We start from the raw sequence: 21,181 nt of genomic DNA, 5'->3' as shown, positions 1-21,181 counted from the left end.
ATCGGTTCCTCTCGGTTCGGGACGTCAGACGGGGACGCCGACGGAGCGCAGCAGCTCGATCTGGCGGGTCAGGCAGCGGAGGTTCTGCATCAGCACGAGGACGTCGCCCTCGAGCTTCATGTCCCGCTGGAAGGTGGCCGCCCAGATGCCGTGGTACATCGGCGCGGGCACCGGCACCCCGAAGTTCCGCCAGGTGTCGGCGCTCGCGCGGATGGCGAACTGGTAGGGCACGTCGATCGGGCCGGGGTCGACCGCGATCTCGGCGACCTTCCCCGACACGACGCGCACGACGAACGTGTGGTCGGTCATGTCCAGCAGGTAGGCGCAGGTGAAGTACTTGCCGTGCGCCTGGATCTCCGGATCCCCGTCGGTGGCCTCGGTGAAGGCACGGGCCCAGTCGGCAGGTGCCGGGGCACGGGTGGCGGTGGTCATGGTGCTGCTCCTCTCTGAGCGTTCCGAGCCCATCTGACTCCCCGCCGTACGCACGGGTCCAATACCTGTCGCCAACCGATCGATAGGCAGGAGCAACTGGTCGGCGCCCCGCTCCCGGCCTACGGTCGGGAGCGTGCACACGCCGTTGGAGCTGCGACTTCTCCGCTACTTCGTCGCGGTGGCCGAGGAGCTGCACTTCGGACGGGCAGCGGCCCGGCTGCACATCGCGCAGCCGTCGCTGAGCGTGCAGATCCGCAAGCTCGAGCACAACATCGGCACGGTGCTGCTGCTGCGGACCAGCCGGCACGTGGAGCTGACCGCAGCCGGGGAGGTCCTGCTCGTCGAGGCTCGGCGCCTGCTCGACGGCGCCGAGCGGGCCGCCGAGCTCACCCGCGCCGCGGCCCACGGCGCACGTGGCTCTCTCGTCGTCGGCTTCCAGGCGAACGCCGCGGCGGAGCTGACCCCCCGGATCCTGTCGGCCTTCCAGATCCGCCACCCCGGCGTCCAGGTCGAGATGCGCTCGCACGACTTCTCCGACCCCTACGTCGGGCTGGCCACGGGCACCGCGGACGTCGCGTTCGTCCGGCCGCCGCTGCTGATGCAGGACTGGCTCGCCCTCGAGACCCTCTTCGTCGAGCCGCGCGTGCTGGTCGTGTCGAGCGACTCCGCGCTCGCGGAGTTCGACGAGATCAGCCTGGAGCAGGTCGCGGACCAGCCTTTCGTCGCCCGCCGGGCTCCGGAGTACTGGCGCGACTTCTGGCTGGCCACCGACTGTCGGGACGGCCGGCCGGTGCGGCTGGGTGCCGAGGTGACCACGGTCGACGAGTGCTTCGAGGCGATCCTCGCCTGCCGGGGCATGGCCTTCACCCAGGCCTCCACCCAGCGCTTCTACGACCGGCCCGGGCTGGCGTTCATCCCGGTGCGGGAGTTGCCCGCGTCGCCCCTTTCCGTCGCCTGGCGCAAGGACATGGACGCGCCGCTGGTCCGCGGGTTCGTGGAGGCGGCGCGGGAGGCGGCGCTGGGTCTTCCCGTTCCGGCTGGGCTCGCCGGCTCCGTCCTGAGCGGCTGACCGATCAGGAGCTACCGGTGCACGGCCCGCAGGTCGAGCACCAGCTCGTCGGGTGCGCCGTCGACGAGACGCACCGGGATGCCCCAGTCCTGCTGGTAGCGGTGGCACGCGGCGAACACGCCGTCGCCGTCGTCGCAGGCCGCGGCGGTGACGCTGATCTGCAGCACGCCCTCGGCAGGCGCGTCGGGGGCGAACCGGACCGCCCGTGCCAGGCCCGTCGCCGTGCCGGCGCCGTCGGCGAGCAGCTCCGGCGGGGACGCCGTCACCGTCAACGACGTGGGGTCGCCGAAGCGCGTGTCGAGGTGCTGGCCCGTGGGCGGCATGAAGTCGATCCGCAGCGCCAGCGCACCGCGCGCGAGGTCCGTCCGCGGCCGCCGGACGCGGTGCGCGCCGCCGTCCACGCGGGTGCTCGCCGGGATCGGCACCCGGACGAGCCGGTGCGCCGCGGACTCGACCACCACGAGCGCGTCGCCGTCGACGAGGAGGTCGCTCGGCTCCCGCAGGTCGCGGGCCAGGGTGGTGACGGTCCGCGTGTCGGGGTCGTAGCGGCGCAGCGCGCCGTTGTAGGTGTCGGCGATCGCGACCGAGCCGTCCGGGAGCACCGCGACGCCGAGCGGGTGCTGCAGCAGCGCCGGTTCGGTGCCGCGGTCGGCGGGCCCGTCGCGGAACCCGAAGTCGAACAGCCCCAACCCGACGGCGGTGGTCACCGCGGCGCCCGCCGCGGGCCGGTCGAGCACCGTGCGCAGTGCGGACGTCTCGGCGTCGGCCACCCACAGCGTGCCGTACGGACCGACCGCGAGCCCGGAGGGCTGCGCGAAGAACGCCTCGCCGGGCGCGCCGTCGCGCAGGCCCTCGTTGGTCGTCCCGGCCAGCACCGTGGCGGCGCCGGAGACCGGATCGAACGACCACAGCTGGTGGTTGCCCGCCATCGCCACGACGACGCGGTCCTCCCACCAGGCGAGGTCCCACGGCGTCGACAGCTCCGCCGACGACGCGCCGACGTCCACCCGCTCGCGCAGCTGGGTCCCGTTCCCGGCCACCGTGGTCACGAGCCCGTCGTCGAGCCGCACCCCGCGCAGGGCGTGGTTGACGCTGTCGGCGACCACGATGTCGTAGCCCGCTGTCTCCGCGACCACGTCGGGCAGCAGCAGGAGCCCCAGCGGCTCGGAGAACCGCGCGTCGACGCCGTCCACCAGCCCGCGCTCGCCGGTGCCGATCCGCCGCCGCTCCGTGACGAGGTCCGCCTCCAGCTCGACGAGCTGATGGTGGGCGGTGTCGGAGACGAGGAACGTGCCCATGGGCAGCTGGATGGCCTTGCCGGGGAACCGCAGCGCCGTGGCCGGTTCCGGCGGGGCGACGTAGGGGCCGTCGCCGCGGTGCAGCGTGCCGGCGGCCTCGTGCTCGGCCACCAGCTCCTCGATCAGCACGGCGAGCCCGTTCGCGTGCCCCTCCCCGGACATCTGCGCCACGACGTAGCCGGTCGGGTCGATGACGGCCAGGGTCGGCCACGCCCGCGCCGCGTAGGCGTCCCACGTGGTGAGCTCGGGATCGTCGAGCACCGGGTGGTGGACGCCGTAGCGCTCCACCGCGGCCTCGACGGCGTCCGGGTCGGCCTCGTGCACGAACTTCGGCGAGTGGACCCCGACCGTCACCAGCACGTCGGCGAACCGCTCCTCCAGCTCACGCAGCTCGTCGATAACGTGTAAGCAATTTACGCAACAAAAAGTCCAGAAGTCGAGCAATACGATCTTCCCGCGCAGCGCGGCGAGGGACAGCGGCTCGCCTCCGGTGTTCAGCCAGCGCCGCCCCGTGAGTTCCGGCGCCCGTACCCGTGATCGGCCCACGAGCGCCCCAACACGCCCCGGCCCCCAGGTGTTCCGTGTCCGCACCTCGGAGCCGTAGTGCTGTTCCGGCCCCCTTGGGTTCAGGGGGTTCTCGCAACACCGGTAGTGGTTGCGGGTGGGGAGAGTATCCGGGCGAGTGCTTCGGCGGGGGTGTCCCAGCCGAGTGTCTTGCGGGGTCGGGCGTTGATCTCGGCGGCGGCGAGGTCGAGCTCGACGGCGGTGTGGCGTGAGAGGTCGGTGCCCTTGGGGAAGTACTGGCGCAGCAGCCCGTTGGTGTTCTCGTTGCTGCCGCGTTGCCAGGGGCTGTGGGGGTCGCAGAAGTAGATCGGCATGTCCAGGGCGATGGTGATCTCGCCGTGGCGGCTGAGTTCGATGCCTTGGTCCCAGGTCAGCGATCGGCGCAGCGCCGCGGGCAGGCTGTGCATGCTGGTGATCATCGCGTCGCGGACCTGTGGGGCGCCGTGAGTGTCGGGCAGGTGGAGCAGCATGACGAACCGGGTGGATCGTTCGACCAGGGTGCCGATGGCCGAGCCACCGTCCTTGCCGATGATCAGATCACCTTCCCAGTGTCCGGGCACCGCTCGATCCTCGGCCTCGGCGGGCCGTTCGGAGATCATCAGCATGTCGGTGATCCGGGCTCGTTCGCGTCGCTGATCAGCGCGGCGGTGGGGCCGGCGTAGTGCTCGGCCGGTGCGCAGGCAGCGGGTCAGCTCACGGCGCAGCTGGCCGCGTCCCTGCACGTAGAGTTCCTGGTAGATGGTCTCGTGGGACACCCACAGCTCCGGCTGGTCGGGGAAGTCCTGGCGCAACCTGGAGGCGATCTGTTCCGGGCTCCACCGGGCGGTCAGCTCAGCCTGCACCCGGGCGGCCAGTGCGGGGTTGTCGGCCAGCTTGGTCGGTTTCGGTCGTCGGGCCCGCTGCTCGGCCTTGGTCTGGGCCACCCACGCCCGATAACACAGATTCCTGCGCCGGGCGGGTCCCGGGCCCGCCGCGAGGCCTGGGGTTGGCGACTGTCCCGGCCGGCCTGGTTGCGGGTCGTGCCCGGCGCGGGCGCGGGCGCGGGCCGCGCGCTCCCGCGCGGGCCGGGCCCGGGCCGGTCGGTCACCCCACATCATCTGATTGCGCGTGAGCTCACGACCGATCGTGGACCGGTGCCGGCCCAATCGGCGAGCGATCTCGGCATTGCTCAGCCCGGCCGCCACCCCGACCGCGATCTCCTCACGCTCGGCGAGCGACAGGTGCCGTCCCGACGGCTCGTCAAGATCAGGGATCACCCCGCCAGCCTGGGTGACCCAGTGCCGGCCGGTCGTCTCCGACACGCCGGCACAAGCCACCGCCGCCGCGAGCGGCGCACCTGCCTTCCACGCCCGCCAGAAGGCCCACACCCGCACCCTCGACACCCTCGGCCGACCTGTCACCGCCATCACCCCTAGTCAGAAGGGTGTTGCGACGACCCCCAGAATCCGCCCCCCCTCCCGACAGCACTACGGCTCCGGAACGCGCGCGGTCGGCGCGTGTGCGGCGCTGCCGTCAGACTGGGGGAGTGCCGGAGCTGCCCGAGGTCGAGAGTGCGCGCCAGGCCCTTGAGGCTGCCTTGGGGCGGGAGATCCGGTCCGTCGACGACTCGGACGAGTGGGTGTGCCGGCCCCACCGCCCCGGGGACATCGCGCGCGTGCTCGTCGGGGGCAGGCTGACGGCGGCGCACCGGCTCGGCAAGACGATGTACTGCGAGACCGAGGGCCGTGACGGCCGGCCCGGTCCCCACCTCGGCGTCCATCTCGGGATGGGCGGGCGGATCATCGTGTCGGGTGCGGGCGAGGAGCGGGGTGGGGGTGAGCCGGTGCGTCCGGACCGCACCCCGCGCAAGCCGGAGTGGGACCGCTTCACCGTCACGTTCACCGACGGGGGCCGGCTGCGGCTGTTCGACAAGCGCCGCCTCGGACGTGTGCGCCTCGACCCCGACCTCTCGCTGCTGGGGCCCGACGCGGAGATGATCACGCGTGAGGAGTTCCGCGCGCGGGTCGGTCGCGGGCAGGCGCCGGTCAAGGCCCGGCTGCTCGACCAGTCGGTGCTCGCCGGGGTGGGCAACCTGCTCGCCGACGAGTCGCTGTGGCAGGCCGCGGTCTCCCCGTCGGCCCCTGCAAGCGGGCTCGGCGGCGCCACCCTGGACCGGCTGTACGACGCACTGGAGCGCGCGCTGAAGGCGGCGATCGCGAACGGCGGCGTGCACACGGGCGAGGTGATCCCGTTCCGGCACGCCGACGCCTCCTGCCCGCGCTGCGGGGCCCCGATGGTGCACGGCACCGTCGGTGGCCGCTCGACGTGGTGGTGCTCCGCCGAGCAGGCCTGACCGGCATCACGGGAAAGGCGTGAATGCCCCATTGATCGCGAATTACCGATCTTTCTGCAAGGCGTGAACAGCTTCAGCTGAAGTTCGGCCCGCGGACATCCACCGGCGGGCGTGATCGTCATGCGCACGAACGAGCGTCGAAGTGCTCCCCCTGCGGCCATCGGCCGATTTGTGAAAGGACCTTCGATGACTGACAACCCCGAACCGTCACGTCCGACACCCAGGATGACGCGCCGTCGGCTGCTCGGCTCGGCGGCCGCGGCAGGCGGCCTCGCGGCTGCTTCCCTCGCCCTGCCCGCCAACGTCCGCCAGGCGCTCGCCGCACCGCCGCCGAAGGGCGGAAAGCTCGGGGACATCAAGCACGTCGTGCTGCTCATGCAGGAGAACCGCAGCTTCGACCACTACTACGGGATGCTCCCGGGTGTGCGGGGGTTCGGTGACCCGCACGCCATGCAGATCGGTGGCGGCCGCTCGGTGTTCCAGCAGCCGGATCCCGGCAACCCGGACGGCTACCTGATGCCCTTCCGGCTCAACACCCGGATCAGCTCGGGCCAGGCCGTCCCGTCGACGGACCACGGCTGGGTCGTGCAACACCAGGCGTGGAACAGCGGCCGGATGGACAACTGGCTGCCCGCCCACCGCGCGGCCGACGGCAACGATGTCGGCCCGTTCACCATGGGCTACTACACGCGGGAGGACATCCCGTTCCAGTGGGCCCTCGCCGATGCGTTCACCGTTCTCGACGGTTACCACTGCTCGGTACTCGGGCCGACGGGGCCGAACCGGCACATGTGGATGGCCGGCACCATCGACCCGAACGGGGTGGCCGGCGGCCCGTCGCTCACCACCAGCGCCCCCAACGGGGCCTACTCGTTCACGACCTACCCCGAGCGGCTGACCAAGGCCGGCGTGAGCTGGCGGATCTACCACGAACCGGGCGGGGCCACCGGGCTGCCCGCGATCCAGCACATCAAGCAGTACAACGAGGCGGCTCCCGGCTCCGACCTGGCCAAACACGCCATGGACCCGACGCCGGTCGGGCAGTTCGAGTACGACGCGATGAACGACAAGCTGCCCACCGTCAGCTGGATCCTGCCGCCGTCACAGTTCGACGAGCACCCGGCCCACCTGCCGTCAGCGGGCGCCACCTTCGTGGCCGGCAAGATCGACGCGATCGCGGCCAACCCCGACGTCTGGGCGAAGACGGTCTTCGTCCTCTCCTACGACGAGAACGACGGCATCTTCGACCACGTCCTGCCGCCGACCCCGCCGCCCGGGACGCCGGACGAGTTCGTGACCAAGACCTCGGTGACGGGGGAGGTGGGTGGCGGGCTGCCGGTGGGGCTCGGCTTCCGGGTGCCCGCGATCGTCGTCTCGCCGTGGACGGTGGGCGGCTACGTCTGCTCCGAGACGTTCGACCACACGTCGCAGCTCCGGTTGCTGGAGCAGGTCACCGGTGTGATCGAGACGAACATCAGCGCGTGGCGGCGGAGCGCCGTCGGTGACCTGACCTCGGTCTTCCGGTTCAACAGGGCGGCGGAGTCGCCGCTGCTGCCGGACACCACGGGCCAGTACAACCTGGCCCAGTACGAGGCCGCGACCCTCCCGCCGCCCGCAGCGCCGATCGGGAAGCAGAGCATGCCGCGCCAGGAGCCCGGACGCCGTCCCCAGGTGCCGTAGGGCGCCGGCCCAGGTTCAGGAAAGCCACTTTCAGGCCCTCACAGTTCCGGAAAGTGGCTTTCCTGAACTCCCCCGGGGTCACTCCACCAGTGCGGGCTCCGGGTGGCGGGTGCGCCACCAGCTCCACAGCGCGACGCACAGGGCGAGCCAGGCCGCCCCGACGAGCCAGCCCGCGACGACGTCGCTGAACCAGTGCACCCCGAGGTAGATGCGGGTGGCCCCGACGGCTCCGACCCACACCACGGCCACCGACACCAGCGCCGCCCGTGTCGTCGCGGCGTGGCGGGCCCAGGCGAGCACGACGACGGTGCCGATCACCACGATCGACATGGTCGCGTGCCCCGAGGGCAGCGACTCGTTCGTGGCCTCCACCAGCCGGAGCGCGGCGGGTGGCCGCGGCCGGTCGAGCACCTCCTTGAGCGTGCGGAAGAGGGCGGCGCCTCCGGCCATCGCGCCGACCGCGAGCACCGCGTCGGCACGGCGCCCCGCGAACCAGCACCAGGCGCCCACCGCGACGGCCAGCACGGCCATCGACGTCGTGTTCCCGACGTTCGTGACGACGACGGCGAGGCCCGTGAGGCCGCCGGAGCGGATCTCGAGCGAGTCCTGCAGCAGTGCCCCGTCCGCCAGGGCCGGCCCGGAGCCGACGAACGAGGCGTAGAGCCCCGCCGCAGCGGCGAAGGAGAGCAGCACCGCGACGAGCGCGCCGAGCCCCGGGCGGGTTGCCGGGTGGGGCAGGTGCTCGTGGAGTCCGGCGGGCGCCGCCAGGTCGATCGGTACGGGGGCGGCGCGACCCGCCGGCGCGGCGCGGTCGACGCGCTGCGCGTTGCCGGGCACCACGTCGCCCCTGGCCGCCCGGCCCCCGGCCGGAGCCGTGCCGCCGGCCGTGCCGCCGGCCGTGCCGTCGCCGCCGTCCTCGTCCTGCACGTGCCTCATCGCTCCATCCTGGTCGCCGTGGTGGCATCCGGCCCGCCGGGCCGGATGCCCTCCGGTCGACCAGGCCTCACACCGAGCGGCCGCGCCACTCCCGGTACCGGCGCACCAGCGCCGCGGTCGAGGCGTCGAGGCCGCCGGTGTGCGCCTCCGGGTCGGAGAGCACCGGTCCCAGCTGCCGAGCCAGGACCTTGCCCAGCTCCACACCCCACTGGTCGAACGAGTCGATGCCCCAGATCGTGCCCTCGACGAACGTCACGTGCTCGTAGAAGGCGATCAGCTGGCCGAGTACCGACGGGGTCAGCTTCCTCGCCAGGATCGCGGACGACGGCCGGTTCCCGGGCATCACCTTGTGCGGAACGATCTCGGCAGGCGTGCCCTCGGCCGCGATCTCCTCGGCGGTCTTGCCGAACGCGAGCGCCGAGGTCTGGGCGAACAGGTTGGACATGAACAGGTCGTGCATGTCGCCGCTCGTGCCGCCGTCGGGCACCGACACGTCGTGGTTGGGCTCGGCGAACCCGATGAAGTCGGCGGGGACGAGCCGCTTGCCCTGGTGCAGCAGCTGGTAGAAGGCGTGCTGGCCGTTGGTGCCCGGCTCGCCCCAGAAGATCTCGCCGGTGGTGGTGGTGACGGGGCTGCCGTCGCCGCGCACCGACTTGCCGTTGCTCTCCATCGTGAGCTGCTGGAGGTAGGCGGGCAGCCGGTGCAGGTACTGGCTGTAGGGGAGGACGGCGTGGGTCTGGGTGTCGAAGAAGTTGACGTACCAGACGTTGAGCAGCCCCGCGATGGCCGGCAGGTTCTCCTCGAGCGGCGCGGTGCGGAAGTGCTCGTCGACCGCGTGCATGCCGGCGAGGAACTCCCCGAACTGCTCCTTGCCGATCGCGACCATGAGCGAGAGCCCGATCGCGGAGTCGACGGAGTAGCGCCCGCCGACCCAGTCCCAGAACCCGAACATGTTGTCCTCGTCGATGCCGAAGGCGCTCACCTCCTTCGCGTTCGTCGAGACCGCCACGAAGTGCTTGGCCACGGCCGACTCGTCGCCACCGAGCCCCGCCAGCAGCCAACGGCGTGCGACCTGGGCGTTGGTCAGCGTCTCCAGCGTGGTGAAGGTCTTGGACGAGACGATGAACAGCGTGGTGGCTGGATCGAGGTCACGGGTGGCCTCGGTGATGTCGGTCGGGTCGATGTTGGAGACGAACCGCATCGTGAGGTCGCGGTCGGCGTAGGCCTTCAGGGCCTCGTAGGCCATCACGGGTCCGAGGTCGGAACCGCCGATCCCGATGTTGACGACGGCGCGGATCCGCTCGCCGGTATGGCCGGTCCACTTCCCGGAGCGCACGGCGTCGCTGAAGTTGCCCATCCGGTCGAGCACCGCGTGCACGTCGGCCACCACGTCCTGGCCGTCGACCTGCAGGGTGGCGTCGCGCGGCAGCCGCAGTGCGGTGTGCAGCACCGCCCTGTCCTCGCTGGTGTTGATGTGCTTGCCCGAGAACATGGCCTCGGTGCGCTCCGGCAGGCCGGCGGCGCGGGCGAGCGCGGTGAGCAGCGGCACCGTGTCGCGCGTGATGCGGTGCTTGGAGTAGTCGAGGACGAGGTCGGCGCCTGCTGCCGTCATGGCGGCGGGGCGGTCGGGGTCGGCGTCGAACAGCTCACGCAGATGCAACCCGGCCACGGCCTCGTGGTGCTCGGCCAGCGCGGACCACTCGGCGGTGGAGGTGATGTCGATTGCGGGCACGTCCGCCATCCTGCCGCGTATCAGGACTTGGCGGGGGTGGGGACACTCTCCTGGGCGCCGATGCTGCGGTCCCACAGTGCGATGCCCCCGAGCAGGCCGGAGATGTTCGGCACGAGTGTCCGGTTCGGTCCGAGCTTGTCCGCATCGAGCCGCTTGGCGTTGCCGCCGCCGACGTAGACGTGGTCGGGCAGCACCATCGCCTCCAGCGCTTCGAGGGCGTCCATCACCCGCTCGCGCCAGTGCTCCTTGCCGACCTTGTGCCGTTCGTTGTCGCCGCAGGCCACCTCGATGGAGTGGCCGTGCCCGAAGCGCCCGTGCGAGAGCTCCATGTGCGGCAGCAGCATGCCGTCGAAGAACACCGCGCACCCGACGCCGGTGCCGAGTGTGATCACCAGCTCCATGCCGTGGCCGGAGATGACGGCGCAGCCCTGCACGTCGGCGTCGTTCGCCACCCGCGTCGGCTTCCCGAACCGCTGTTCGAGCGCCGTCTCCAGCTCGAAGCCGGTCCACTGCGACACCAGCTCAGGGTCGGGCTGCTGACCGGGCCCGTGGCGGGAGAAGGCGGGGACCTCGCGGACCCGGCCTCGGCGGATCGCCCCGGGGAAGCCGACCGAGACGCGGTCGTAGGCGGGCTGGGTGCCGGCGAGTGTCGTCAGCTCGTCGAGCAGCACCGGTGGAGTGCACGGGTACGGCGTCTCGCGACGCTCGCGCTCGGACATCATCTCGCCCTCCGGCGACAGCACGGTGGCTTTGAGCCCCGAGCCGCCGACGTCGATTGCCAGTGTGAGCGGTCCAGCCATGCCCGTGGTCCTCCTCGTGCCGTGCCCCCACCGCACCGTAGCCGGGTGCGGTCGCGACTGTCATGGCGAGTGCTCCACAGGGGATCGACGCCGGACGTCAGCCGGGGATGGCACCGTCCTTCGCCAGGGTGGGCACGTCGACCGCCACCGTGTCCGGGTAGATCAGCCCGGTCCCGGTGTTGAGCACGACGACGTCCTCGCTGCCGTCGAGCCAGCCGGAGTCCCGCAGCTGCCCCACCGCCGCGAAGCACGCCGCTCCTTCGGGGCACACCCAGGTGCCCTCGTCGCGGGCGAGCGCAGCCTGCGCGGCGAGCAGGTCCTCGTCGGTGACGGCCACCGCGGTACCGCCGGTGGACCGCACCGCGTCGAGCACGAGGAAGTCACCCAGCGCCTTCGGCACGGTGATGCCGAACGCGACGGTGTGCGCGTCGACGGGGGCCGTGCTCTCGGTGCGCCCGGCGTGGAACGCGTCGACGATCGGCGCACATCCCGTCGCCTGCACCGCGACGAGCCTCGGCAGGTCACCGGTCAGCCATCCCAGTTCGCGCAGCTCCAGCAGCGCCTTGTGGATCGCGATGATCCCGACGCCCCCGCCCGTCGGGTAGAGGATGACGTCGGGTGCCCGCCAGCCGAGCTGCTCGACGATCTCGTAGCCCATCGTCTTCTTGCCCTCGATGCGGTAGGGCTCGCGCAGGGTGGACGTGTCCTGGTAGCCGTCGCGCGCGGCCACCGCCCCCGCGATCAACCGCCCGGCGTCGCCGATCAGCCCGTCCACCAGGTACAGCTCGGCACCGGCGACCACGCACTCGCGGCGGGTGATCACGGGCGCGTCGACGGGCATCGCGATGAGCGCGCCCATCCCGGCGCGTGCCGCGTAGCTCGCCCATGCCGCGCCGGCGTTGCCGTTCGTCGGCATCGCGATCCCCGTGACGCCCAGCTCCGCCGCCCGCGAGATCCCGACGGCGGCGCCGCGTGCCTTGAACGCCCCGGTGGGGACCAGGCCCTCGTCCTTCATGCGCAGGCGCGGGACGCCGAGCCGGGCGCCGTGGCGGGGCAGGTCGAGCAGCGGCGTCATGCCCTCCCCGAGGGTGACGACGTGTGCGGGGTCCCGCACGGGCAGGAGCTCGTGGTAGCGCCACAGGTCCGGCGGGCGGGTCGCGATCTCTGCCGGTGTGACGGTGGCGGCCGCGCGCTGCAGGTCGTAGCGGGCGAGCAGGGGAGCACCGAGCGGGGAGGTGCCCTGCACGACGTCGGCGTCGTGGCGGGAGCCGTCACGGGAGCACTCGAGGTGCGAGAGGGCGGAGAAGGACGTCGTCGGATGGGCGGGGGCCGCAGGAAGAACCACGACGGCAGGCAATCCTGCTGCGACGAGCGCGTCAACTGTGACGTTCGTCCTGATCATGCGCCGACACGATGTGGTGAAGATCATGGCGAGCGGCCCGTCCTGCGCGACGGTCGGACGCGAAAACGTCGAGATGGGCACTCGGTCCCTTATGTCCGCTGCTCATCGCGCATGACCACCCAGCCGTCGAGGCATCCGTGTGACGTCGGGTGATCGACCGCCTACGTCGGGTTCACTGGTGGTCACTACCCGGATCAGATTGATCACCCAGCGCTTCGGAGGACCTGATGTTGCACCGTCCCCTGCCCCCGCCTGCCAGCGACGTGGCACTGCTGCTGGCACGCATCCTCATCGGCGTCGTCATGTTCGCCCACGGCTACCAGAAGATGGTCATCAGCGGTATCGGCCGCACCACCGAGGGGTTCGAGAACCTGAGCATCCCGCTCGCCATCGTCTCCGCGTCGTTCGTGACGGTGGTCGAGTTCGTCGGCAGCGCGCTGCTGATAGCGGGAGCGCTCACGCCGGTGGTGTGCGCTCTGATGCTGGTCATCATGGGCGGGGCGGCGATCTTCGTCCACATCCCCAACGGCATCTTCGTCGCCAACGGCGGGTGGGAGCTAGTCGGCGTGATCGCGGCGGGCCTCATCGCCATCACCGCCACCGGCCCCGGCCGCTTCAGCATCGACCACATCGTCCGCACCCGGCAGCACCAGCAGCCCGACGTGCAGGCGCCCCCGTCTCCCACGCGCCACGCCGTTGAGGCGGAAGACACCTTTTGGCGCAGTCCCGCGGGGGGCAACCAGGGGGCATGACGCCGCAGACCGCCGCCACAGGGGCCCAGCCCCGTCACCCCACCGTCGCCGACCACGTGGTCGACCGGTTGGCGTCGTGGGGTGTCAGGCACTACTACGGCTACCCGGGCGACGGCATCAACGGCATGACCTCGGCGCTCCAGCGGCGGCCCGACACGCGGTTCGTGCAGCTCCGGCACGAGGAGACCGCAGGCTTCGCCGCCGCTGCGCACGTCAAGTACGGGGGTGGGCCGCTCGGCGCGGCGCTCGTGACGTCGGGGCCGGGGGCAGTCCACCTGCTCAACGGCCTGTACGACGCCAAGCTCGACCACCAGCCCGTCGTCGCGCTCGTCGGGCAGACCGCTCTCACCGCTCAGGGCGGCGGCTACTACCAGGAGATCGACCTCCTGGCGCTCTATAAGGACGTCGCGGGCTTCCTCGCCCAGCTCGACGACCCCAACCAGGTCCGCCACCTGGTCGACCGGGCCTGCCGCACGGCGCTCGCCCACCGCACCGTGTCGGTGCTGGTCCTGCCGAACGACATCCAGGACGAGAAGGCCGTCCTCGACCCGCCGCACAGCCACGCCCACTTCGCCACCTCGAACGCGCCGAGCACCCGGGTCACCATCCCGCCGGAGGCCGACCTGCGTGCCGCCGCCGAGCTGCTGCGCGGCGGGGAGAAGGTCGCGATGCTCGTCGGCCAGGGCGCGTACGGCGCCGAGGCCGAGGTCGCCGCGATCGCCGAGCGGCTGGGGGCCGGCGTGGCCACGGCGCTGCTCGCGATGCCCGTGGTGGACCAGCGCGAGCCCTGGGTCACCGGCTCGATCGGCCTGCTCGGCACGGGGCCGAGCTGGCATCTGATGAAGGAGTGCGACCGGCTGCTGATCGTCGGGTCGAACATGCCCTACGGCGAGTTCTACCCACCGGAGGGCCGGCCCGCGGTGCAGATCGACATCGACGGCGCCCAGCTGGGCCTGCGCTACCCCACCGAGGTCAACCTGGCCGGTGACGCCGCGCCCACCCTGCGTGCGCTGCTCGACCTGCTCGCCGGCCACACGCCGCCCACCGAGTGGCGCGACGACATCGCCACGCGCACCGCGGCGTGGCGGACGGCCCAGCGCAAGGTGGCCGAGCAGAAGGCCGACCCCGTCAACCCGCAGCTCGTGCTCGCCGAGCTCGACGAGCGGCTGCCCGCCGACGCGATGATCGCCGTGGACTGCGGCACCGTCACCGCGTGGTTCGCCCGGCATCTGCACCTGCGCCCGGGGATGCTCGCCAGCCTGTCGGGCACGCTCCTGTCGATGGGGGGTGGCCTGCCGTACGGGATCGCCGCGAAGTTCGCCCACCCGGACCGCCCGCTGTTCGCCCTGCTCGGCGACGGGGCCATGCAGATGAACGGGGTCAACGAGCTGATCACGGTCTCGAAGTACTGGCGGGAGTGGGCGGATCCGCGGTTCGTGCTGCTCGTGCTCAACAACCGCGACCTGTCGTTCGTCAGCTGGGAGCAGCGCGCCGAGGAGGGAAGGCCGAAGTTCGACGACAGCCAGCTGCTGCCCGACGTCGACTACGCGGCATGGGGCCGCACGCTGGGGCTCCACGGGATCCGCGTCGACGATCCGGCGCAGGTCGGCGCGGCATGGGACACCGCGCTCGCCGCCGACCGCCCGACCGTGATCGACGCGGTCGTCGATCCGGCCGAGCTGATGATCCCGCCGCAGTTCACCCTGGAGCAGGCCCGACACACCGCCACCGCGGTGATCCGCGGCGACTCGGACTGGCGCGGGATCCTGCGTCGGGGTGTGCCGACGGCGGCAGCCACCCTGCTGCCGCACCGGGCCGGCTGATCAGCCGTCGGTCCGCGGATCCACCACGTGGCGGGTTGCGGCCGCCGAGCCGACGTCGGCGAGTGGCGGCTGGCCCGGCGGCCGTCCCCACGGCAGGTGGTTGAACAGCAGGTTCAGCAGGAAGGCCACGATCACGCACGAGGTGATCGAGGAACCGACGATGATCCCGAACGTCGCCGGCAGCTTCTCGTAGAACGAGGGTGCCACCACCGGGAGCATCCCGATCCCGATGGAGACCGCGACGATCATCAGGTTGTTCGTGCCGTCGAAGCGGACCTTGTGCAGGGTCCGGATGCCGACGGCGGTCACCGTGGCGAACATGATCAGGCCCGCGCCGCCCACCACCGGTCCGGGGAGCGAGGCCACCACCTCCCCGAACTTGGGCACCAGGCCCAGCAGCAGGAGGATTGCGCCGGCCACCGCGGGGACGAACCGGCTCCGCACACCGGTGAGCTGTACCAGCCCGACGTTCTGGGCGAAGATCGTGTCCGGGAACGAGTTCAGCACGCCCCCGAGCACGCCGGAGAAGCCGTCGGCGGCGAGCCCGCGCGCGATCCGGGCCGGTGTGAGGGGCTCGCCGATCGTCTCGCTGACGGCGAGCATGTCGGCCGTCGACTCGGCGAAGATCACCAGCATCACCACGCACATCGAGATCACGCCGGCGAGCGGGAACTGCGGCGCCCCGAACAGGAACGGCGTGGACACCCCGAACCAGGGCGCGGTGGCGACTCCGGAGAAGTCGGTGAGCCCCATCGGGATCGCCACGAGCGCACCGACGACGAGCCCGGTGAGCACCGCGATCTGGCCGATGAAGCCCCGCACGAACCGCGTGATCAGGACGATGAGCAGCACGATCCCCCCGGCGAGCGCGAGCCCGGGAACGGCGCCGTAGCCCGGGGCCGTCGAGTCGCTCCCCGCGATCAGGCCGGCCGCCGCCGAGATCAACGAGAGCCCGATGATCGTGATCACGCTGCCCGTCACGACGGGCGGGAAGAACCGGATGATCCGCGAGAACGGCACCGCGATCAGCAACCCGAAGATCCCCGAGACGATCATCGAGCCGTAGATGCCGGCCAGGCCGAAGTTCTGTCCGATCAGGATCATCGGGGTGACGGCCGTGAACGTGGCGCCGGTGACGATGGGCAGCCGCACCCCGAGGATCTTCCCGATGCCCAGGGTCTGGATCAGCGTGATGATGCCGGCGACCACGAGGTCGGCGTTCACCAGCAGCCCGATGGTGCGGGTGTCCAGGTTCAGCGCGCTGCCGACGATCAACGGGACGGCGACGCACCCGGCGTACATCACGAGCACGTGCTGCACGCCGAGCACCAGGAGCCGTCCCGCTGGTGGCACCTCGTCGACCGGGCTCTTCCCGCCGATGGCTTGCGCGTCGGTCATGCGGCCGCCTTTCGTCATCCTGGGAGGGACCGTAGATCTCGTTCGTTAACGCGGCGTGACGACGCGCCAGAGAGCGCGCGCGGCGGGGTGCGAGGATGGCGCCGACGGCGACCCGGGTCTCGGAGCAGGGGGTGAGCGGATGCTGCGGCACGTCACGGCCATCCGGTACGTCACGCCGCTGCGCGAAGGCGGGTCGCTTCCCGGCCTGATGGAGGCCGACGACCTCGGCACGTACGTCGTCAAGTTCCACGGGGCCGGGCAGGGCCGCAAGGTCCTCGTCGCGGAGATCGTCTCCGGGGAGCTCGCCCGCGGGCTGGGCCTGCCCGTCCCGGAGCTGGTCACCGTCGAGCTCGACCCGGCCCTGGGCGCCTCCGAGCCGGACCAGGAGGTGCAGGAGCTGCTGCGGGCGAGCCCGGGGCTGAACCTCGGTATGGACTTCCTGCCGGGCGCGCTCGACCTCGACCCCACCGCCTTCGCCCTCGGCCCGGAGCTCGCGGGGCAGGTGCTGTGGTTCGACGCGCTCGTCGGCAACGTCGACCGCTCGTGGCGCAACGTCAACATGCTGTTCTGGCACGGCGCGCCCTACCTGATCGACCACGGGGCCACGCTGACGTTCCAGCACGCCTGGTCGGGTGCGCAGGGGTGGGTGCGCAGGCCGTACGACGCCGCCGACCACGTGCTCCTCGGCTCCGCGCCCGACCTCGACGCGGCCGACGCCGTGCTCGCGCCGAGGGTCACCGCCGACCTGCTGCGCGCCGCAGTCGACGCCGTGCCCGCCCAGTGGCTCACCGACGAACCGGGCTTCGCCGGTCCCGACGACGTCCGCGCGGCCTTCGTCGCTGCGCTCCTCGCCCGGCGGGACGCGCGCGAGGCATGGCTCCCGGGCGTGCGGGCCGCGGTCGACGCCCGCCGCGACGGGCACGGCGAGCCCCCGGCCACCCGCGGACCGAAGCCCCCGTTCTGGGTGACGCAGGGGCAGGGCCGGGCATGACGGGGCGCCACGCCTTCGAGTACGCGGTGCTGCGGGTGGTGCCGCGGATCGAGCGCGGGGAGTCGTTCAACGCGGGCGTGCTGCTGTACTGCCGTCCGCTGGACTACCTCGGGGCGCGGGTGCACCTCGACCCGCAGCGACTGTGCGTGCTCGACCCCGCCGCCGACGGCACGGTGATCGCCCGCGCCCTGGACGCGGTGGCGGCGCTGTGCGGCGACGGTCGCACCGAGGCGGCCCGCTACGCGGGACCTGCGGGGGAGGAGGACCGGGGCCGCCGGTTCCGGCGCCTCACCGCTCCGCGCAGCACGATCGTGCAGGCGGGGCCCGTGCACACCGGCCTCACCGCCGACCCGGAGGCCGAGCTCGACCGCCTCCTGGCCGCCCTGGTCCTCCCCCTCCCCTGACCTAGCCGAGCACACACCCCCGCGAGTCGCCCGTTCCTGACCCGCGAGTCGCCCGTTTTCCGTGCGCGAGTCGCCCTTCCGCCGGGATTCGCCGGGCCGGCCCGTGGCGGGGTGTGGGGGAGGTGGCCTTGCGACGGGTGGGGGGTGGGGGGATTGGATGGCGGGATGAGCCGATCACCGGAGATCGAGGCCGTGCCGCCCGGTCCCCTGACCGAGTGGCTGCGTGCCGAGGTACCCCAGCTGCCGGTGGGCGACGAGCCCGTCGGCATCGAGCGCATCTCCGGGGGGCACTCGAACCTCACCTACAGGATCACCGATGCCGCAGGCGGGCGCTGGGCGCTGCGGCGTCCGCCGACCGGCATGGTGCTCGCCACCGCCCACGACATGAGCCGCGAGTGGCGGTTCATCGCGGCGCTGGCGCCCACCGCGGTGCCGGTGGCGCCGCCGGTCGCCTACTGCGCCGACCCCGACGTCATCGGCGCCGAGTTCTATCTCATGGAGTTCGTCGACGGCGTGGTGCTCGGCGACGAGGCGTCGGGACACCGGCTCGATCCGGGCCCGCCCCGGCGCACCGCGGGACTCGACGCCGTCGACGTCCTGGCCGCTCTGCACGCAGTGGACCCCGACGCGGTCGGTCTGGGGGATTTCCGGCGTTCCGGGAGCTACCTGGAACGGCAGCTGCGGCGCTGGCACCGTCAGGTGCACGAGTCGGCGGTGCCGGATCTGTCCACAGTGGACGCCGTGCACGAGCGGCTGGTCCAGCAGGCGGCGGCGCTGCCCCCGTCGGACGTGCGGATCGCGCACGGTGACTTCCGGCTCGGCAACCTGGCCGTCGGTCCGGACGGCCGGGTGCGCGCGGTGTTCGACTGGGAGCTCGCCACGCTCGGCGACCCGCTGGCCGACCTGGGGTGGCTGATCGCGTCGTGGGGCCGTCCCGGCGACGCGGTGCCGCCCACGATCACCGGGCCGAGCCTGGTGGAGGGGTACGCCGAGCGGGCCGAGCTGGTGGAGCGCTACGCCGAGCGCTCCGGCCGGGACGTCTCGCACCTCGACTTCTACGTGGCCTTCGCCCGCTGGCGCTCGGCTTGCATCGGCGCCGGGGTGTACAGCCGCTATGCCGGGGGAGTGATGGGCACCGCCGAGCAGGACGGCGGAGCGGCCCGCCTGGCGGCACTGCAGTGTCAGGCCGAGACCGCGCTCGCGGCCCTCGGCGGGTGACCGGCGGGCACCACGCACACCCCTGGCCACCGTGCGCACGTCCTGACGTGTGCACGGTGGCCACCCGGTGGGTGCGGCGCCGGTGTCCGGACGTCAGGCGATCCACGCCGGCAGCACCGGATCCCCGCCGGGCACGGTCGCCCGGGCGCCGGCAGGTGCGGCCACGACCGCGGTGAACCCGGCCGTGGCATCGGCGTGCACCCGGCGCTGCACCCCGACCGGCATCACCACGGTGTCGCCGACCTGGACGGTGAGCGTCTCGCCGTCCAGGTCCACGGTGGCGGCGCCGTCGAGTGCGGTCCACACCTGCTCGACGTCGAACGAATGCTGCGGACCTGCCGCGCCTGCGGCCATCTCCACCCGCCAGACCGCGAGCGCGCTGCCGCCCTGGGTGGGTGAGGCATGGGTGGTGATCACGGCGTTCGGGGTGGCGGTGCGACGGCTGGCGGCGTGGCGGATGACGGGCATGGCCGGTACTCCTACGATGGACAACGTGGTTGTCGAAATAGTGAACGTGGTTGTCGATCGTGTCAACTGAGCCGCCGGGCTTCGAGCTGCCGCTGCGCCTGCTGCTCGGGTTCCGGGTGCTGATCGACGGGCTGCACGCCGAGCTCGCCCGCCAGGGTCATCCCGACGTCCGGCCCGTGCACGGCTTCGTCCTGCAGGCGGTCGGCCCGGACGGCACCACTGCCGTCGAGCTCGGCCGTCGGCTGGGCATCACGAAGCAGGCCGCCGCCAAGCACGTCGAGGCGCTGGAACGTCTCGGCTACCTGCAGCGCACCGCGGACCCGGCCGACGCGCGCCGCAAGGTCCTGCGGCTCACCGCCCGTGGAGCCGACTCCCTCGCGCGCTCCGCCCGGATCTTCGACGCGCTGCGCGCCGAGTGGGCCGACACGCTCGGCGTGGAGCGGCTGCGCGCGCTCGAGGCCGACCTGCGTGCGATGACCGGGTCCACCCCGTTCCGTCTCGACGTCCCCGGCTGGTTCGGCGGAGGCTGAACCGGCGTCAGGCGTCGACCGTGGCCGAGGACAGCCGCACCGGCATCGCGTCGTACCCGCGCAGGACGCGGGTGGGACGGCGGTGCGGGGGGCCGTTGAGGGTGAGGTCGGGGAAGCGGTCGAACAGCGCGCGCAGCGCCACCTCGCCCTCCATCTTCGCCAGCGCCGCCCCGAGGCAGTAGTGGATGCCGCTGGAGAAGGCCAGGTGGTCGTCGGCGTTCTCGCGGGTGATGTCGAAGCGGCCGGGATCGGTGAAGACCGCCGGGTCGCGGTTGGCGCCCCCCAGCAGCACCAGGACGACCTGCCCGGCCCGGACGTGTTCGCCGGCCACCTCGGTGTCGCGGCCTGCGAACCGGCCGGTCCGCTGCACGGGGGAGTCGTGACGGAGGATCTCCTCGACGGCGTTGCCCCAGCGCGCGGGCTCGGCGCGGAGCAGGGCGAGCTGGTCGGGGTGGTCGTCGAGCAGTGCGGCGCCGTTGCCGATGAGGTTGACGGTGGTCTCGAACCCGGCAGCGAGCAGCAGGATGGCGATGCTGGCGACCTCGTCCTCGGTGAGGCGCCCCTCCTCGGCGTGCGCGTGCACCAGTGCGGAGAGGATGGTGTCGCCGGGGTGGCGGCGGATGTGGTCGAAGTGGCCGAGCATCCAGTTCTGCATGGCCTCGAGCTGCTGCTCGGAGCGTCGGAACTCGCGGTAGGGAAGGCCGGTGTCCAGTGACGCCGCGCCGCCGGCGCCCCACTCGAGGAACTGCCTGCGCATCTCGACGGGCGCGCCGAGCATCTCGGCGATCACGGTGGCCGGCAGCAGGCTGGCGTAGTCGGTGACGAGATCGGCGTTGTGGCCGCGCGCCGCCATCTCGTCGAGGAGCTCCGCGGCCACCTCCTCCGTGCGGCTGCGCAGGGCGGCCACGGCCCGGGCGCTGAACGCCCTGGTGACGAGCTTGCGGAAGCGGGTGTGGTCGGGTGGGTCGACGGCGAGCATCGACGGGGGCTCCACCGGTCCGACCGGTCCCCGGCCTGCGGCGCGTACGGCGAACCGCAACGCGGCGGGGGCCTGCGCGCTCGGGCCGCCGACCACGCCGAAGTCGGGGCTGCGCAGGACGGCGGTGGCGATGTCGTGGTGCGCCGTGTTGAGGACGAGGCCGTTGTCGACCAAGCGCCCCTGCTCGCGCAGGACGTCGTAGTGCGGGAACGGGTCGGCGATCATCTCCCGGTCGAACATGAGCTGCGCGCTCAGATCGCCGTCGCGCATCTTCCGCAGGAGCGTGCGCCGGACCAGCCCGTGTCGCAGCCCCCACCGGAGCGCCTGCCGCGCATCACCTACACCTGGCATCGTGCCCCCCATCGCTCGTGAT

Annotated in this window: 19 protein-coding genes; 9 read left to right on the top strand and 10 right to left on the bottom strand. The window is 72.3% G+C overall.

The window, feature by feature from the left end:
* Positions 1–24: 24 nt before the first annotated feature.
* Positions 25–432, bottom strand: a complete 408-nt coding sequence (locus ACQPZA_RS24495) for a hypothetical protein (protein ID WP_169398724.1) — start codon at positions 430–432, stop codon at positions 25–27.
* A 133-nt stretch (positions 433–565) separates the two neighbouring features.
* Between ACQPZA_RS24495 and ACQPZA_RS24490 the strand changes: the two genes are divergently transcribed.
* Positions 566–1,501 carry a LysR family transcriptional regulator gene (locus ACQPZA_RS24490; protein ID WP_433274127.1) on the top strand — a complete coding sequence of 312 codons (936 nt, stop codon included), beginning with the start codon at positions 566–568 and terminating at the stop codon, positions 1,499–1,501.
* Positions 1,502–1,512: 11 nt separating this feature from the next.
* Here the strand turns inward: ACQPZA_RS24490 and ACQPZA_RS24485 are convergent, their stop codons facing one another.
* Together ACQPZA_RS24485 and ACQPZA_RS24480 are read right to left on the bottom strand one after the other, a co-directional pair.
* Entirely contained in the window at positions 1,513–3,345 is a 1,833-nt protein-coding gene (locus ACQPZA_RS24485; protein WP_433274125.1) for an NHL domain-containing thioredoxin family protein, read from the bottom strand.
* A gap of 80 nt (positions 3,346–3,425) precedes the next feature.
* Entirely contained in the window at positions 3,426–4,769 is a 1,344-nt protein-coding gene (locus ACQPZA_RS24480; RefSeq protein ID WP_433274076.1) for an IS30 family transposase, read from the bottom strand.
* Positions 4,770–4,888: 119 nt separating this feature from the next.
* On the opposite strand from ACQPZA_RS24480, the gene ACQPZA_RS24475 reads away from it, so the two are divergent.
* Positions 4,889–5,695, top strand: coding sequence for an Fpg/Nei family DNA glycosylase (locus ACQPZA_RS24475; protein WP_169398726.1), 807 nt, complete (start codon positions 4,889–4,891; stop codon positions 5,693–5,695).
* A 186-nt stretch (positions 5,696–5,881) separates the two neighbouring features.
* Entirely contained in the window at positions 5,882–7,375 is a 1,494-nt protein-coding gene (locus ACQPZA_RS24470) for an alkaline phosphatase family protein (protein ID WP_246267344.1), read from the top strand.
* A gap of 78 nt (positions 7,376–7,453) precedes the next feature.
* Here the strand turns inward: ACQPZA_RS24470 and ACQPZA_RS24465 are convergent, their stop codons facing one another.
* The 4 genes from ACQPZA_RS24465 to ACQPZA_RS24450 form a co-directional block, all read right to left on the bottom strand.
* A complete protein-coding gene (locus ACQPZA_RS24465; RefSeq protein WP_433274122.1) occupies positions 7,454–8,311 on the bottom strand; it encodes a phosphatase PAP2 family protein in 858 nt (285 codons plus the stop codon).
* Positions 8,312–8,378: 67 nt separating this feature from the next.
* Positions 8,379–10,052: a glucose-6-phosphate isomerase gene (pgi, locus tag ACQPZA_RS24460; RefSeq protein ID WP_433274120.1), complete on the bottom strand. Its 1,674-nt coding sequence runs from the start codon at positions 10,050–10,052 to the stop codon at positions 8,379–8,381.
* Positions 10,053–10,063: 11 nt separating this feature from the next.
* The gene (locus ACQPZA_RS24455; protein WP_169395219.1) at positions 10,064–10,843 is read right to left on the bottom strand and encodes an ROK family protein; all 780 of its coding nucleotides are present in this window, start codon (positions 10,841–10,843) and stop codon (positions 10,064–10,066) included.
* 97 nt (positions 10,844–10,940) lie between these two features.
* On the bottom strand, positions 10,941–12,188 hold the full coding sequence (locus tag ACQPZA_RS24450; protein ID WP_433274118.1) for a threonine synthase: 1,248 nt from the start codon (positions 12,186–12,188) through the stop codon (positions 10,941–10,943).
* Positions 12,189–12,472: 284 nt separating this feature from the next.
* Between ACQPZA_RS24450 and ACQPZA_RS24445 the strand changes: the two genes are divergently transcribed.
* The gene (locus ACQPZA_RS24445) at positions 12,473–12,997 is read left to right on the top strand and encodes a DoxX family protein (RefSeq protein ID WP_433274116.1); all 525 of its coding nucleotides are present in this window, start codon (positions 12,473–12,475) and stop codon (positions 12,995–12,997) included.
* A complete protein-coding gene (locus ACQPZA_RS24440) occupies positions 12,994–14,820 on the top strand; it encodes a thiamine pyrophosphate-requiring protein (protein WP_433274114.1) in 1,827 nt (608 codons plus the stop codon). Before ACQPZA_RS24445 ends, ACQPZA_RS24440 begins: the two co-directional genes overlap by 4 nt.
* On the opposite strand, the gene ACQPZA_RS24435 is transcribed toward ACQPZA_RS24440, so the two are convergent.
* Positions 14,821–16,218, bottom strand: coding sequence for a nucleobase:cation symporter-2 family protein (locus tag ACQPZA_RS24435; protein WP_433274112.1), 1,398 nt, complete (start codon positions 16,216–16,218; stop codon positions 14,821–14,823).
* Between the two features lie 139 nt (positions 16,219–16,357).
* On the opposite strand from ACQPZA_RS24435, the gene ACQPZA_RS24430 reads away from it, so the two are divergent.
* The 3 genes from ACQPZA_RS24430 to ACQPZA_RS24420 all read left to right on the top strand — a co-directional run bounded on the left by ACQPZA_RS24430 (position 16,358) and on the right by ACQPZA_RS24420 (position 18,831).
* A complete protein-coding gene (locus ACQPZA_RS24430; RefSeq protein ID WP_433274110.1) occupies positions 16,358–17,209 on the top strand; it encodes a HipA family kinase in 852 nt (283 codons plus the stop codon).
* The gene (locus tag ACQPZA_RS24425; RefSeq protein WP_433274108.1) at positions 17,206–17,613 is read left to right on the top strand and encodes a DUF3037 domain-containing protein; all 408 of its coding nucleotides are present in this window, start codon (positions 17,206–17,208) and stop codon (positions 17,611–17,613) included. Before ACQPZA_RS24430 ends, ACQPZA_RS24425 begins: the two co-directional genes overlap by 4 nt.
* Before the next feature lie 165 nt (positions 17,614–17,778).
* Positions 17,779–18,831: a phosphotransferase family protein gene (locus ACQPZA_RS24420; protein ID WP_433274106.1), complete on the top strand. Its 1,053-nt coding sequence runs from the start codon at positions 17,779–17,781 to the stop codon at positions 18,829–18,831.
* Between the two features lie 93 nt (positions 18,832–18,924).
* On the opposite strand, the gene ACQPZA_RS24415 is transcribed toward ACQPZA_RS24420, so the two are convergent.
* On the bottom strand, positions 18,925–19,299 hold the full coding sequence (locus ACQPZA_RS24415) for a cupin domain-containing protein (protein ID WP_433274104.1): 375 nt from the start codon (positions 19,297–19,299) through the stop codon (positions 18,925–18,927).
* Positions 19,300–19,358: 59 nt separating this feature from the next.
* Between ACQPZA_RS24415 and ACQPZA_RS24410 the strand changes: the two genes are divergently transcribed.
* Entirely contained in the window at positions 19,359–19,829 is a 471-nt protein-coding gene (locus tag ACQPZA_RS24410) for a MarR family winged helix-turn-helix transcriptional regulator (protein WP_312858862.1), read from the top strand.
* 7 nt (positions 19,830–19,836) lie between these two features.
* Here the strand turns inward: ACQPZA_RS24410 and ACQPZA_RS24405 are convergent, their stop codons facing one another.
* A complete protein-coding gene (locus ACQPZA_RS24405) occupies positions 19,837–21,159 on the bottom strand; it encodes a cytochrome P450 (protein ID WP_433274102.1) in 1,323 nt (440 codons plus the stop codon).
* Between the last annotated feature and the right edge of the window lie 22 nt (positions 21,160–21,181).

The sequence above is a fragment of the Pseudonocardia xinjiangensis genome, from assembly GCF_050948425.1.
Lineage (GTDB): Bacteria > Actinomycetota > Actinomycetes > Mycobacteriales > Pseudonocardiaceae > Pseudonocardia > Pseudonocardia xinjiangensis.
The sequence above is the reverse complement of the archived record's forward strand: the minus strand, read 5'-3'. Positions and strand labels throughout refer to the sequence as shown.